The organism is Teredinibacter sp. KSP-S5-2 (genome assembly GCF_032773895.1).
GTDB lineage: Bacteria > Pseudomonadota > Gammaproteobacteria > Pseudomonadales > Cellvibrionaceae.
Genome location: NZ_CP120416.1, coordinates 2,107,523 through 2,122,480 on the forward strand (window position 1 = coordinate 2,107,523; position 14,958 = coordinate 2,122,480).

Consider the following 14,958-nt stretch of genomic DNA (forward strand, 5'->3'; position numbering starts at 1 on the left):
TGTTACATATTTGGATAGTTTGGGCCGCCACCGCCTTCAGGTGTTACCCAGGTAATATTCTGAGCCGGGTCCTTGATATCACAGGTTTTGCAATGTACGCAGTTCTGAGCATTGATCTGAAAAACACTTTCACCATTTTCCTGCTTAACCACTTCATATACGCCTGCCGGACAGTACCTTTGTGCAGGCTCTTCATAAAGCTGCAGGTTTTCCTCAATTGGAATTTCCGGGTATTCCAGTTTTAGATGGCAAGGTTGATCTTCTTCGTGGTTGGTGTTCGACAAAAACACAGACGACAATTTATCGAAACTTAATTTGCCATCCGGTTTGGGATATTCAATTTTCTCTGATTCCGCTGCACGTTTCAGTTGTGCGTAATCGGCTTTGCTATCTGAAAGTGTCCAGGGGAGTTTTCCAGCAAATAAATTGATATCAATAAAAGCGTAGGCTGATCCCCAGAACGTGCCCCATTTATGTAACGCCGGGCCAAAATTACGCTGTTTATACAGTTCCTGATAAAGCCAGGATTTTTTATAGGCGGGGTTAAATACGATGTTGGAAACATTTTCTTTTTTCATCGCGTTGTATATTGCTTCCGCAGCAATCATTCCAGACTTTATTGCTGTGTGAGAGCCTTTAATCTTTGCAGCGTTCAATGTGCCGGCGTCATCGCCAATCAAGAAACCGCCTGGAAATGCCATTTGAGGTTGGGATTGCAAGCCTCCTTTGGTAATGGCTCGGGCGCCATAAGCAATTCGTTCACCGCCTTCAAGGTGCTCAGCAATATTAGGGTGGTGTTTATAGCGTTGAAACTCATCATAGGGGCTGACATGCGGATTGGAGTAGGACAAATCCGCAATCAGGCCAACCACAACCTGATTGTCTTCCATGTGATACAAAAAACCACCACCACCGGTTTGACTTTCTGACAGCGGCCAGCCTGTGGAATGAATGACCAGACCGGGTTTACTCTGTTCCTTGGGGATTTTCCACAATTCCTTGATACCTAACCCATAATGCTGAGGGTCTTTATTTTTATCCAGTTGGAAATGCTGGATTAATTTCTTACCCAGGTGGCCTCGTGTTCCCTCGGCAAAAATAGTGTGTTTTGCACGCAACTCCATGCCTGGCATGTAACTGTCTTTTGGCGAACCATTTTTATCAACGCCCATGTCTCCAGTAACTATTCCCAACACAGAACGGTTGTCTTCGTCATAAATAATCTCTGCTGCGGAGAAACCGGGGAACACTTCTACGCCCAAGCTTTCTGCCTGTTCGGCTAACCAGCGGCACAAATTACCTAAGCTAATCACATAATTACCTGAATTATGTAACGTGCTAGGCACAAATAGGCCTGGAACCTTAATCCCTGAGTTTTGAGAGGTTAAATAATAGACTTCATCTTTTGTAACAGAGCAATTTAATGGCGCGCCGAGTTCCTGCCAGTTAGGAAAGAGTTCGTTCAATGCGCGTGGCTCAAATACCGCGCCGGATAAAATATGTGCGCCAACCTCGGAACCCTTTTCTACAATGCATACATTTATTTCAGCATCGAGTTGCTTCAGACGGCAAGCAGCGGATAAACCGGCTGGGCCAGCGCCAACGATAACCACATCGTATTCCATTGATTCTCGTTCCATAGAAAACACTCCGAATTATTTTTGCTCTTATTTATGAGTATAAAAGCCTTACTTTGTGTCCACAAAGTGTTATTTCCGTTTAGCATAAATGGGTTTCATTACTATATATTCTGCTATGAGATAATCATTCCTTATGATTTTTCTAGCTATACTTGGAAAATAGCCAAAGCAGATCAATATAAGACTTGATAAAGCAAGCATCTTTCGCCAGGAGACCTATCAAATATCATGAAGATCTTAGTGCCAATAAAACGAGTAGTGGATTACAACGTAAAAGTACGCCCGAACTCAGACGAGTCAGATGTCGATCTGAACAACGTCAAAATGTCGATTAACCCGTTTTGCGAAATTGCCGTCGAAGAAGCGGTTAAACTAAAAGAGGCGGGGAAGGCCACAGAAATTGTGGTGGTGTCTATTGGTCCCAATAAGGCGCAGGAACAGATTCGTGCCGCTATGGCAATCGGAGCTGATCGAGGTATTTTGATTGAAACCGAACAAAACGTTGAACCTCTGGCTGTTGCAAAAATATTAAAGCAGGTTGCGGATAATGAATCTCCTTCATTAATCATTATGGGGAAACAATCTATTGACGGTGATAACAATCAAACCGGACAAATGCTTGCAGCTTTATGCGGATATGCGCAAGCCACTTTTGCTTCGAAAGTGGAGATAAACGCTGATAAATGTGATGTAACGCGGGAGGTGGACGGCGGTTTACAAACCATTCGTGTCAATTTACCTGCAGTAATTACCACGGATTTACGATTAAATGAACCGCGCTACGCATCCTTGCCGAATATTATGAAGGCAAAGAAAAAACCTCTTGAGATTAAATCGATCGATGATCTCGGTGTCGATGTTACACCGAGAACAGAAATACTTGCCGCTAGTTTGCCGCCAACACGCAGTGCAGGTATTAAGGTGGCAGATGTTGATCAATTACTGGAAAAACTAAAAAATGAAGCAAAGGTGATTTCATGAGCGTACTTGTCTTAGCAGAACACGATAACTCTGAGTTAAAAGGCGCTACATTAAATACCATTCATGCTGCCACTCAACTAGGAGAGGAAATCCATGTTCTTGTTGCTGGCACGGCCTGTCAGGCTGTCGCGGATTCAGCGTCCAGTGTTAGCGGCGTGGCGAAAGTCCTACTTGCGGATGATGCATTATATGGCCAACAGTTAGCCGAACCCCTTGCCGATTTAATCGTCTCCATCGCCAATAGTTACAATTTCATCTTGGCTCCGGCGACCACAACAGGAAAGAATGTTGTACCAAGAGCAGCAGCGTTACTGGATGTGCAGCCACTTTCTGATGTGACCGCCATTGTTGACTCATCCACCTTTAAGCGTCCAATTTATGCTGGTAATGTCATTGCCACAGTAAAATCGAACGATAACCTGAAAGTAATGACAATCCGTGCTACGGCTTTTGATGCCGCGGCTCAATCGCAAGATAACGCATCTATCGAGAACATTGCAGGTAATACAGCAAACAGTTTGTCGGAATTTGTCAGTGAGCAAAAAGCCCAATCCGAACGTCCGGAGCTGACGGCAGCAAGAGTGGTTGTTTCCGGTGGTCGAGGCATGCAATCAGAGGAGAATTTCGAATTACTCTATCAACTCGCAGACAAGCTCGACGCGGCAGTAGGTGCTTCTCGTGCGGCGGTTGACGCGGGGTTTGTGGCCAATGATATGCAGGTGGGGCAAACCGGTAAGATCGTCGCGCCCGAACTGTATATCGCAGTGGGTATTTCCGGTGCGATTCAGCACCTGGCAGGTATGAAAGAATCAAAGGTGATAGTCGCAATCAATAAAGATGAAGATGCGCCTATATTTCAGGTCGCAGATTATGGATTGGTAGCTGATTTATTCGATGTAGTACCTGAGTTGACGCAAAAGCTTTAATTTTGCTCAAACACTGGGCGTTATTTTGGCCAAATACCCCTGTTGCTTACCTAGCAGCAGGGGTAAAATGCCCGGCAATTCAAATAAAATTAACCGCCCAACAAGCTGATGTTTATGTTCCAGTTTTTTGTTCCCATCACTAAGGTCCAAAAAGACCGATTGGTCATGCGGGAAACAGATGCCAGAGTGGCAAAGTACAGTCGCCGAGGCATAGTCTTTAACTTTATTGCCTATCTTATCTGCTTTATCGGTGGCACTTTTGTTCAGGAATTCCCCACATACACTTTGGTGTTAACCGTTGGCTTGCTCTGTGTTACCTTGCTTCGTGGTTTCTTCCTGTTTCGATTTGAGCAGCTCTACCCCAGGGCTCCGGCAAAATGGCGAAACCAGTATTTTGCGGCTACGCTTCTCGGCTCAATGTGGTGGGCGGCGATTATGGTCTCTGTGACCTATAAGCTGCAAATGAATCATGAGGCACCGTTATTCTGGTTGTACACTGTTGTATTCTTTTCAACCACAGCTCACGCATTCGCACCGTATCAAAAATTTCTCACCTATTATCAGTTCTTCGGTCTTGTCCCCGCTGCCCTGGCAGCGCTGTCTCTGGGCTCCGTTAATGGTGTTATCTACGGTGCATTGCTGTTGGTGTTTTATCTGGTATTAAACCATCAGTGTCGAATGATTTCAGAAACCTATTGGGAGCGATTGGAAGCAACCTATGCTTTAGCCAGAAAAACCCGTTCGGTTGAGGAAGAAAAGCGTGATACACGGGCCAGCGTCAAACTGAATAAAGAGTTTCTGAATTTTCTGCGTGACGATCTGCAAAAGATCGTTACTTTGGATCAGACAGCTGCTGAGAATGCCGGTCATTCAGGTGATATTACCCTGAACAAACAGCGTCGAAATATCACTCTCAGCCTGGAGCGCATTTTTGATAACGTTGATAACTTTACCGGCACCCTAACCAAAGAACTCACGTTATCGCAAAACGTATTTAATATTCGTCATGAACTGCAGCATATTATTGCTGAGTATGTGGATGAATGTGAAGGTAAGGGAATTCAAATTGAGTCAGCACTTTCTCCTAACTTACCGATGCGATTAAAAGGGGATGCGTCCAAGCTGGCTCAAGTGCTTAAATCTTTGTTAAACCTGTGCATCAAAGATATGCCCTCAGGTTTGGTGCTGGTTGAAGTTGAATTCTTGCGTGAGTACGAGACTGCCGGTGAGCTATATATCACTATTTCTCGTCTGCTTGAAGTTCAGAAAAAACTGTTTTTCCTTGAAGATTCAAATAATGCAGCCAAACTGGATTTAAGTTTTTCTTCCGCGAGAGCGATTGCAGAATATATGGAAGGTGGCATAGAAACATCGGATATTCCCGGTGAGGGACAACGTTTCCGTTTCAGTGCCAAACTGGAAATTGCCGAAGCGCTTGGGCAGTTGGACTTCCATAAAAACTATTTCTCCGGACACAGTGTGTTGTTGGTACACGGCAATGCCCGAATTGTTGATCTCAAAAGACAGGAGTTAGATTCCCTTGGGTTCAACGTAATAACGGAAACCCAATACAAACGTGCCTACCAAACGCTGGAAAACAGCTATAAAAATGGCAAACCTATTGAGAGCGTCCTCTATTACGTGGAGCACGACAGCGAAGACTTTGTCGAATTTAACAATAATATTAACGCACACTCCGATTTGAAAAATACTCACCAGCTGGTGGTTTCAACACAGCAGCAGCACGCGTTGCTGGCAGGTATGGGGTTTGTTGATCACGATAATGTCTGCTACGTCAATAAACCCGCTGGTTTGTTTGAATTGGAATCCTCCTTTCAGGTTGCCTACAAAAATAAAGGCGAAGATGGTGAGATCATTCCCAAAAAACAGGCGTTACAACGTTTTACAATTCTCGCTTATAGCAAAAACACCAAAGCCGACGCTGAGTTGCGTAACAGACTCCAGGGAAAAAATTGCGATTTGGTTCTGGTTACTACGATTGAGACTCTTGAAGAGCAGTTTTCCCAATTGAAACCAAGTGTCGTTCTTATTGATTGTGATGATTCAACCGATGTGTCGTTACTGGTTGACCGGATTAGAGAGAAGGAAATAAAAGACGAGGTTGAAACCTTTACACCTATCGTAGGTATGAGTACCTCGAAAACCAGTTTTGAATCGTCAGTTTATGAAATTGGTTTCGATGATTACATTAATTTGTCGGATAGACGCAGAAGTTTGAGAGCAACAATTAAATATTGGATTACCCTGAAGTTAACAGATTAATCTACTGGTTCAGTTAACGGGGTAATCCAAGTTTGTTTGAGTTATCATTCTATATTGAGAAAGTGGACCAAATAGGGCAGTGGTCAGAGGGCTTTTCCATCCCACGAATTTCGTAGTCAATACCGGCTTCGGTACACTTGGCGCTAAGTGATTCGGTTGCCAGAATTAAATCAATTCGGAGTCCGCGCTTGGGTTCTCGCTCAAATCCACGGCTTCGATAATCAAACCAGCTAAACTGATCATTGCTTTCCGGGTGTAACTCCCGATATGTATCTTTTAGTCCCCAGCTTAACAAGGTGTCTAGCCATTCTCGCTCTTCCGGAAGAAAGCTACATTTCCCGCTTTTTAACCAACGCTTGCGGTTGTCTTCACCAATACCAATATCCAGGTCAGTGTGCGATATGTTCATATCGCCCATTACAATAACTTGCTCGTCAGAGTTGCAGTATGTGTTTAGGTGGATATTCAGGTCTTGGTAGTATTTCTCCTTATTCGGGAATTTGGTCGGATGGTCTCGCGATTCACCTTGAGGGAAGTAGCCGTTAAATACCCAAATTTTGCTGTTATCACTTAGTGTAAATAACCCGCCGATAAAACGTTTTTGGGTTTCGTCAGTATCGCCATCAAACCCTTTTACCACTTTCTCAAAAGGGGTTTTGCTTAGAAGTGCGACCCCATAATGCGTCTTTTGACCCATAAATTCCACGTGATAGCCGAGCTCTTGCACTGCTTCAATAGGGAAGTCTTCGTCGGTAACTTTTGTTTCCTGTAAACCGATAAAATCTGGCTGATGTTTATCAACGACACTTTTCAATTGGTGTAACCGTGAACGTAGGCTGTTCACGTTAAAAGAAATACATTTCATAACAACTTAAAAATTAGAAGCTTGTTTATAGTCAGGCTTATTCATTAGTCTGATGTAGTCGACTAATATATTGCCGGTTTCAATGAGTAGGGTGTCGCCATCAACATCGATTTTTTCACGAGCAACCGTTTCTTCTTCGACGGCAACAGTATCGCTATCTTCCTCTTTATCTAACTCATTCTTACGGAAGTCTTCTATGGTTTTATAGGGTTCTAATTTCTTGGCAATGCGACGTTTGTTATCAATTTCCATCGCCTCCCGCTCCATTTGATTCTTCTCTTCGATGCGTTTTTTCTCATTGAGAGAGACAACCGTTCTTTCCTTTGACTTTTTCATCAATGCAATCTGATCTTCAATATAAATAAAGTCAGGATCGTGCTGGATTCGATCTCTGTGCAAATTATCCAGAACCGGGATCAGGCTGCTAAAGTTGAAATACTCGGCATGGTTTACTGAATGAATTTGATCCCAGGGGAGGGCGTTGTCATAAGATGACTCACCGACATCATCAGCATCCAATAGGAAAGGGAGCTCAATGTCGGGAATGACACCACGATGCTGAGTGCTTTCTCCGGATACTCGGTAAAATTTGGACTCTGTCAATTTTAATCGACCTTCACGCAAGTGAGTCAGGGACTGAACGGTGCCTTTACCAAAGGATTGGGAGCCGACAACAATGCCGCGTTTATAATCCTGAATGGCACCAGCAAAGATCTCTGATGCTGATGCGCTCAAACGGTTTACCATCACAATCAGCGGGCCACGATATTTTGCGCGGAAAGCTGACCGGTTATTGCGGTCAATACGTCCATCCGAGGTACGAATTTGCACCACTGGGCCCTGATCAATAAAGAAGCCGGTAAGCTCGCGAGCTTCATCTAATGAGCCGCCACCGTTGTTGCGTAAATCTAGAATAACGCCATCGACATTTTCACGCTTAAGCTCGTCCAGAAGACGGGAAACATCTCTGGAAACACTGGCGAAATTGGGGTCACGAGCAAATTTGGCTTGAAAGTCAAAATAGAAGTGGGGGATGTTGATTACGCCGATTTTGTATATTTCATCGCCATGCGGAAGCTCAAACACGGCTTTCTCAGCCGCCTGATCTTCAAGTTTTACCTTGCCGCGGTTAATGCTGATGAGTTTTGGTTTTTCGTCAACAGATGCGCCAGCGGGTAATACCTCTAGTTTTACAACAGTGTTCTTGGGGCCGCGGATAAGTTGTACAACTTCATCCAGACGCCAGCCAACAACATCAACAACTTCTCCGTCCTGACCTTGAGCAACGCCGGTTATGCGGTCAGCAGGTTTTAGATCGCCCTGACGATGGGCTGGGCCACCTGGCACCAAACGCACAACTTTTACTAACTCATCTTCTGTCTGCAGTACTGCACCGATACCTTCCAGGGAAAGAGACATGTTGATATCAAAATTCTCTGAAGTTCGCTGTGACCAGTAATTTGTATGCGGGTCATATAACGTTGTTAGCGCGTTTGCCATGGTTTCAAAAATATCAGCGTTGTCTTGCTGGCTTGCACGATTAAGTTGGTTTTTATACCGCTTAATTAATGTCTCGCGACCTTCTTCCACGTCTTTACCGGCCAGCTTGAGGTTAAGTAACCCCAGCTTGATACGCTTAAACCAGATCTCATCCGCTTCTTTCTTGGTTTTGGGCCAAGGGGAGTTGTCTCTTTCCAGTTCCACGGAATCCGAGCCATCGAAGGTGAACTTAATTGAGGGGTCTTCCAGAATAGCGATGATCGATTCCAGGCGTGTCAGAACTCTCTGGCGATATATCAAAAAGATGTCGAACCCGGCATCCAACTTTCCAGCTTTGAAATAATCGTCAAAATTGTTGGCTTCTTTCTTAAACTGGTCGATATCTTTCTGGAAAAAGAACATTCTGGACGGATCGAGTGTTTCAATGTAGTTGTCCAGAAATGCCTGCGACAAGCTGTCGTCGATCTTGAGATCACGGTAGTGTTTGGTTCTGAGCTTGCTTACGACATCAATAATTGTTTCGGATTGAGCCTGGGTATGATCGAGCACCGGAGGCGCTTTTGAGAAGCTCTGGCTCGAAATGGCAAGACACAATGCGGTGGAAAAAACAACAGAAAGCCTTCTAATATGCATAGATGTTATGAAACCTGGATATATACATTAAGCTGAATTCGTTATAACGGGCGACTATACCACAAAGGCCGTTTATCAAAGCGGCCAATTACACATTTTAGTTCATGTTTGTGACGCTAAGTTCCTAAATCAACTAAGCTTTTATAAGACAACATCAATAACGAGGGGTGGCTATGCCAAGAGCAAAAGTAACAAATTTAATCTCAAAATTACATGAAACTTTCGGTGACGACGCTACCAGTCCTGAGCAGGAAAGGCTCATGATGGAAATCAACTCTCACATGCAGGATTGGCAGGGAAAACATCCCGAAGACGCTAGCCTTATCGAAACTGTCGAGCTTCTGGTTACTCAGTTGGAAGAGTCGCATCCAAAATCGGCGTCAATAGCGAAAGAAATTGTGAATGTGTTAAGGGATATTGGAGTGTAAATATACGCGCCAGCGCAATTGTCCCTGTTGGAATGTATTGATGTCACCTGTTGAAAAGATAGACATGTAATTCGTTCAAGAGGCACCTTAAAGCCTGTAAAGAAAGTCTCTTAAATATTCGTTTCGCGACTATACTTTTTTGTATGTATTTACACAGGCTAAAAGGTGCAGTCCAGTGGCTGAAATTAATGCCATTCCACATTCTCCAAATATTATTATTCTCTCCGAAAAAAAAGAGCAATCTGTTCTGTATATGAACATGGTTAGGGTGTATGGGTACAATGCCCTACACCTAAAGCCCGATGATGACATTGACGACTTTGTTCCCGATGTTTTTATTGTACGAATAGAGCAGCTCAGAACTTTCTCTTTTTTACTTGCGCAATTTGCCACAGTGCCAATTGTCGTTGTCCACAAATTTTCCGAAGACCTTGAGTTTTTGAGTGTCGAAACCCTCGATCAAGATGAGGACAGAATGTTCCACATTTTTGAGCGGGGGATTGCCAAACGTTTTCAGAAGGTGATTGAACGCGCACTGTTATATGAACAGAGCTGCGAATATCGTACCTTGTTGATCGAGCAAGATGAGAACACCCGAGAAAAAATCGTATCGATACTTAAAGAAAAAAAATCGAAGGTTCACACGCTTCCGAGCATATCTAAACTGTTGGATGCAAATTTAGAAACAATGGACTTGATTCTGGTGAATCTTGGCGGGAAATATCCTGCGGCTATAATGAAAGCTTTCTTTTTGGATCACGATCCATTAAGTCATGCTTCAGTTATTTTTCTGTCCAATAACAACAGGTATGAAATTTCGAACATTACCGGAGAAGGGCTTACGGTGTTTCCGGTTGATAGGGATGTTGATGATCTTAGGCATCTTATTGAAAGCGGTCTTAAAAAAGCCAAAATCCGGAAAATCGATCAACAGATCAGCTATAAGGAAGCCTACGAGCGTAATCAGGAACATATTACCTTAAATCAGCATGCCCTTGTCAGTATTAGCAATGCTGCCGGAGATATTACCTATGTTAACGGGTTGTTTTGTGAAATCAGCGGTTACACGGCAGACCAGTTAATTGGCAAAAATCACAGAATTATCAAGTCGGGCGCTCACCCTGAAGAATTCTATGAAAATATATGGCAAACCATTTCGACTGGACATGTTTGGAAAGGTGAGATTTGCAATAGGAAGAAAAATGGTGATTTATATTGGGTCGATTCGACGATATCCCCCTTTATGGATGATCAAGGCAAACCCTATCAATATGTCTCTATTCGCACCGATATCACGAAAAGCAAAGCGGTGGAACAAAATCTTGAACATACCATGGATCTGTTAGAGCGCACGAATGAGGTGGCAAAAATAGGTCACTGGAGTATTGATGTAGAAACGATGCGCATCGAATGGAGTAAGGTTACCAGGCAAATACATGATGTTGATGATAATTTTCAGCCAACGCTGGAGAATGCAGTGGTTTTTTATGAGGAAGGTGGTTGTCGTGAGCAAATGAAAACGCTTTTTCAGCGTGCGATTAAATACAGCGAATCATTTGATGTTGAATTAATCATTCATACGCGGGATGGCGAAAAAAAATGGGTAAGAACGATAGGTGTGCCCGATTTAAATAACGGAAAATGTGTCCGTGTGTTCGGCGTATTTCAAGATGTAAGTGATATAAAAAAAGCTGAATATGATTTGATCGATGCCCGTAATCAGGCCGAAAAATCAAACAAAGCAAAGACAGATTTCTTATCCAATATGAGTCATGAACTAAGAACCCCGTTAAACGCCATTATCGGGTTTTCGGAGTTGTTGGATCTTGATGCTTCACTTAATCGGGATCAAAAAGACAATGTGGAAGAAATCAACAAAGCGGGGCAGCACTTACTTGAATTGGTAAATGAAATTTTAGACTTGGCCCGAATTGAAGCTGGTGAACTTACTTTTTCGATGGAAACGATTAACACTGTCCAAATAGTAAACGAATGTACACTCTTACTGACGACATTAATTGAAACTAAGAATATTCATGTAAATGTTGTGGGTGATACAAACATACATGTTAAAGCTGATCGCAAACGTTTAAAGCAATCCATTCTTAATTTACTGAGTAACGCGATCAAATATAATACGGACAGTGGAAATATTGAAATTAATATTTCCGAACAAGATATGGGTTCAGTGCGTATCTCCGTCACGGATACAGGTCCTGGCATCGATTCCGATAAATACGAACTAATTTTCCAACCTTTTTTACGTTTGCACGGTGAAAACGACGGCATAGAAGGAACGGGAATTGGATTGGCGTTAACCAAGAAAATCATTGAGTCGATGTCTGGCTCAATTGGTGTAATAAGTGAAGTGGGAAGCGGAAGTACCTTTTGGATTGATCTTCCGCTCGATAAAACACCGGAAGTGTCAGATGACCCTCAAGGCGGTGAAGTGATTTCATCATCAACTGATGATACTACGTTGATGGGTAACGAGAGACATAAAATCCTTTATATTGAAGATAACCCTGCTAACTTAAAACTTATGATGCAAATAGTGGCTTCAAGAAAGGATACCAAGCTGCTTAGTGCTCTCACACCTCAAATAGGCATAGAGTTCGCAAAAACACATAACCCAGAACTTATTATGCTTGATATTAATCTTCCTGAAATGGATGGCTATCAACTACTTGATCGACTTAAAAGTGAAGGTTTTTCAAAAACACCTTTTGTCGCTATTTCCGCGAATGCTATGCCGGAGGACGTCAAGAGAGGTAAGAGTGCGGGGTTTGATGAATACCTGACCAAGCCGATTAATATTCCGCTTTTTAATGAGTTTTTAGATAATTTGTATACCCAGAACCAGCGAGAGTAATACCAAATAATGGATAAAAATATTGGCCAAGGTATAGCTATTCAGGACGCTTCGGAAGAGGATGTGGACCAGGTCGATATTATCACCCAAAATGACATAATTGTCGGCATAGATTTTAAAGGAAACACCAAAGCAAGCAGGCTGGCAGAAGAGCTGGCTGTTGGAAAGAATTTTCGTTCGGCCTTGGCAAAAATGTATGGGGGAAAAACGCTGGACAACTACTTGGTCCAGCGGCAAAAGGTCATAAATAATAATACTCAGAAACTGGCTTTATCTTTTGATATTGTTTCGTCTCAGCCGGAAAAACAATTTCAAGTTCTGATGGTTGAATTTGTAGGTCTATACGATGGCAATATCTGGTTGAAAACCACCCTGGCATTAAAAGAGTCAAGAACCATTAAGGAAGGCTTTGTCAACCGGTTCGCCTTTGGCTTCTATCAGTTTGTTGAAGACGCAGATTTTTTCATTCTCTTGCTGAATGATCGTCGAAATATCGTCTATGCGAATAGCTGCTTTCTATCTGCTACTGAATACAATAGTAGTAATCTGGATAATTCGCGATTTGACGATATGTTTATACCCAGCAGGGAGAAGCAAATATTTGATACATTTTTTCACTCGCTACAGGTGCGTCAAACTAAAGAAATATACCTTGGTGCGATTCGTAAGAAAAACCAGCAGGAACTTAATATTCGATGGTTTGGCAAGCGAATAAGCGATGATGCTCATTTTATATTGTTATTTGGAATTGATGTAACCGGTCAGGACGCGATGCAGAAGCAGTTGCGTTCAAGTGAGTCGAGATTTCGTGCGTTATTTGAATTATCACCCGTTGGAATCGCTCTGATCGATTTTGATAGCGAAAAGTTTGTTGAAGTAAATGATGCTTTTCTCAAACCGATGAAGAGGAGCAAGCAGGAAATTATTGGCACTCACACGTATTTATACTCTCCTTCCGAGTACAAAGCCCTGGATGAAAGGGCACGTCACCAGTTGGAGAAATACGGTTTTTATACCCACTTTCAGAAAGATTTTATTGATAGGGATGGCCAGCGTTATCCGGTGGAGGTACATGGCACCATTATCCGTGAAGCGAATGATCGACGGCTGATTTGGACCATCGTGGAAGATATAAGCCTCAGAAAAACCGCTGAAGAGAACATTTTAAACAACGAAAGACGCTTAAAGAGCGCGCAACAATTAGCGCTTATCTGTAGCCTGGAGATGGATCTCAAGGCGGGAACTCAAACGTGGTCGGATACCGTGCAGGATGTTCTGGGACTATTGCCTCAGGAAGTGTCATTTGGTCGTTTTATGGCGATGATCGATCGAGATGACTGGCAGCGAGTTGAAAAAGCTTACACCAAAGCAGCCAAGGATTATCAAGGGTATGAAATTACTCATAAAATCACCGATGCTAAAGGTAACAAAAAATATCTAAAACATCAGTGTATTGCCAACACGGAACAAAATGGCAAAAGACTATTTATTACGCTGCAAGATGTAACAAAACAAAAATCGATAGAGAATGAGCTAAAACGCTATCGAGATCACCTTGAAGAACTGGTGGAAAATAGAACTCAAGAATTGATCAGTGCGCGAGATTTGGCGGAAAAAGCAAATAAATCCAAGTCAGACTTTTTTTCGCGCATGAGTCATGAACTTAGAACACCGCTGAATGCCATTCTCGGTTTTTCTGAAATTTTACTTTTAAATGATGCAATTCGTCTTGAAAAGGATGCTCTGGATAATGTTAACGAAATCTATCGGGCTGGTGATCATTTGAAAGATATGATTAATGATGTGCTGGAGCTTAGTAAAATTGAGGCCGGAGAAATCAAGTTTACGTACCAGTCCACCTGCGTTAAAAGCATTATCGATGAATGTGTGAAAGGGCTTTCATCCTTAACGCAAAAAAGGGGAATTACGGTTGTTCAAAACATTGAAGAGGATCTTGCCAGTATTAATGTCGATCCCCTAAGGTTTAAACAGATTATTGTTAATATTATTAATAATGCAATTAAATATAACAAGGAAGGAGGAAAAATAATTATCGATCAAGCTATTTCGCCAGATCACAAGTTGACAATAAATATACGCGATACAGGAATAGGAATAAAAGAGGAAGTAATAGGGCAAATATTTAAACCTTTTGAACGCGCAGTATCGCCTTACGAAGCGATTGAGGGGACCGGAATAGGTTTGGCTATATGCCGGGAATTTGTAGAAACCATGTCCGGTGTTATTGGTGTTGAAAGCGAAGAAAACATCGGTAGTAATTTTTGGATTCAGTTCCCCATCGATAGTTATGATGTTGATAATCTTATCGAAAAAAGCCAGTCTACTGTGTTACAGAAACACGAGGATAATAAACCGAAAAAAAATATACGGGTTCTTTATATCGAAGATAATCTGGTCAATATTAAGCTGCTGCGAAAGATTGTAAAAAACCATTTAAACTATGAATTCTATGAAGCGCTTACAGGGCAAGCGGGGATAGGGTGCATCGAAGAAGAACCGTTTGATATTGTCTTGGTAGATATCACCTTGCCGGATATGTCCGGTTTCGATGTGGTAAACACCGTGCGTAGAGATATAAAGTTTGCGAAATTGCCGATGATAGCAGTAACCGCTCATGCGTATAAAGATGATGAACAAAAAGCACTGGCTCACGGTTTCAACGCCTTTATATCAAAGCCCATCGATACTCAAGCTCTCTGTCAAAAGATTAATACGCTATTGGCTCGTGCCCAGGAATAGTTCCCCAAGTTCTATTTTGACCGGCTTGTTCCGTTCATGCATCCCCATAACTTGAGATATACAGAAGAGA

At 42.6% G+C, this 14,958-nt stretch carries 9 protein-coding genes; 6 read left to right on the forward strand and 3 right to left on the reverse strand.

Going from position 1 to position 14,958, the window contains the following annotated elements:
• Positions 1–2: 2 nt before the first annotated feature.
• A complete protein-coding gene (locus tag P5V12_RS09455) occupies positions 3–1,640 on the reverse strand; it encodes an electron transfer flavoprotein-ubiquinone oxidoreductase (RefSeq protein ID WP_316957108.1) in 1,638 nt (545 codons plus the stop codon).
• Between the two features lie 228 nt (positions 1,641–1,868).
• Here P5V12_RS09455 and P5V12_RS09460 point away from each other — a divergent pair, with 228 nt between their 5' ends.
• From P5V12_RS09460 to P5V12_RS09470, 3 genes are all read left to right on the forward strand, one after another.
• Positions 1,869–2,621: an electron transfer flavoprotein subunit beta/FixA family protein gene (locus tag P5V12_RS09460; protein ID WP_316957109.1), complete on the forward strand. Its 753-nt coding sequence runs from the start codon at positions 1,869–1,871 to the stop codon at positions 2,619–2,621.
• On the forward strand, positions 2,618–3,547 hold the full coding sequence (locus P5V12_RS09465) for an electron transfer flavoprotein subunit alpha/FixB family protein (protein ID WP_316957110.1): 930 nt from the start codon (positions 2,618–2,620) through the stop codon (positions 3,545–3,547). The genes P5V12_RS09460 and P5V12_RS09465 overlap by 4 nt, the downstream gene beginning before the upstream one ends.
• A gap of 114 nt (positions 3,548–3,661) precedes the next feature.
• Complete coding sequence (locus P5V12_RS09470) at positions 3,662–5,830, forward strand: sensor histidine kinase (RefSeq protein ID WP_316957111.1); 2,169 nt, start codon at positions 3,662–3,664, stop codon at positions 5,828–5,830.
• Positions 5,831–5,879: 49 nt separating this feature from the next.
• On the opposite strand, the gene xthA is transcribed toward P5V12_RS09470, so the two are convergent.
• Both xthA and P5V12_RS09480 read right to left on the reverse strand, forming a co-directional pair.
• On the reverse strand, positions 5,880–6,695 hold the full coding sequence (xthA, locus tag P5V12_RS09475) for an exodeoxyribonuclease III (protein ID WP_316957112.1): 816 nt from the start codon (positions 6,693–6,695) through the stop codon (positions 5,880–5,882).
• Between the two features lie 6 nt (positions 6,696–6,701).
• Positions 6,702–8,828 (reverse strand): carboxy terminal-processing peptidase, encoded by a 2,127-nt coding sequence (locus tag P5V12_RS09480; RefSeq protein ID WP_316957113.1) that lies wholly within the window; start codon positions 8,826–8,828, stop codon positions 6,702–6,704.
• Between the two features lie 173 nt (positions 8,829–9,001).
• Here P5V12_RS09480 and P5V12_RS09485 point away from each other — a divergent pair, with 173 nt between their 5' ends.
• From P5V12_RS09485 to P5V12_RS09495, 3 genes are all read left to right on the forward strand, one after another.
• On the forward strand, positions 9,002–9,256 hold the full coding sequence (locus tag P5V12_RS09485) for a DUF4404 family protein (RefSeq protein ID WP_316957114.1): 255 nt from the start codon (positions 9,002–9,004) through the stop codon (positions 9,254–9,256).
• A 175-nt stretch (positions 9,257–9,431) separates the two neighbouring features.
• Positions 9,432–12,128, forward strand: a complete 2,697-nt coding sequence (locus P5V12_RS09490) for a PAS domain-containing hybrid sensor histidine kinase/response regulator (RefSeq protein WP_316957115.1) — start codon at positions 9,432–9,434, stop codon at positions 12,126–12,128.
• Between the two features lie 9 nt (positions 12,129–12,137).
• Complete coding sequence (locus P5V12_RS09495) at positions 12,138–14,888, forward strand: PAS domain S-box protein (protein WP_316957116.1); 2,751 nt, start codon at positions 12,138–12,140, stop codon at positions 14,886–14,888.
• The last annotated feature ends 70 nt before the right edge of the window (positions 14,889–14,958 follow it).

Bases quoted from the DNA above. Each gene is read 5' to 3' on its own strand.
- xthA (WP_316957112.1), bottom strand. From the start codon at position 6,695: ATGAAATGTATTTCTTTTAACGTGAACAGCCTACGTTCACGGTTACAC.
- P5V12_RS09495 (WP_316957116.1), top strand. From the start codon at position 12,138: ATGGATAAAAATATTGGCCAAGGTATAGCTATTCAGGACGCTTCGGAA.
- P5V12_RS09465 (WP_316957110.1), top strand. From the start codon at position 2,618: ATGAGCGTACTTGTCTTAGCAGAACACGATAACTCTGAGTTAAAAGGC.
- P5V12_RS09460 (WP_316957109.1), top strand. From the start codon at position 1,869: ATGAAGATCTTAGTGCCAATAAAACGAGTAGTGGATTACAACGTAAAA.
- P5V12_RS09480 (WP_316957113.1), bottom strand. From the start codon at position 8,828: ATGCATATTAGAAGGCTTTCTGTTGTTTTTTCCACCGCATTGTGTCTT.
- P5V12_RS09485 (WP_316957114.1), top strand. From the start codon at position 9,002: ATGCCAAGAGCAAAAGTAACAAATTTAATCTCAAAATTACATGAAACT.
- P5V12_RS09470 (WP_316957111.1), top strand. From the start codon at position 3,662: ATGTTCCAGTTTTTTGTTCCCATCACTAAGGTCCAAAAAGACCGATTG.
- P5V12_RS09455 (WP_316957108.1), bottom strand. From the start codon at position 1,640: ATGGAACGAGAATCAATGGAATACGATGTGGTTATCGTTGGCGCTGGC.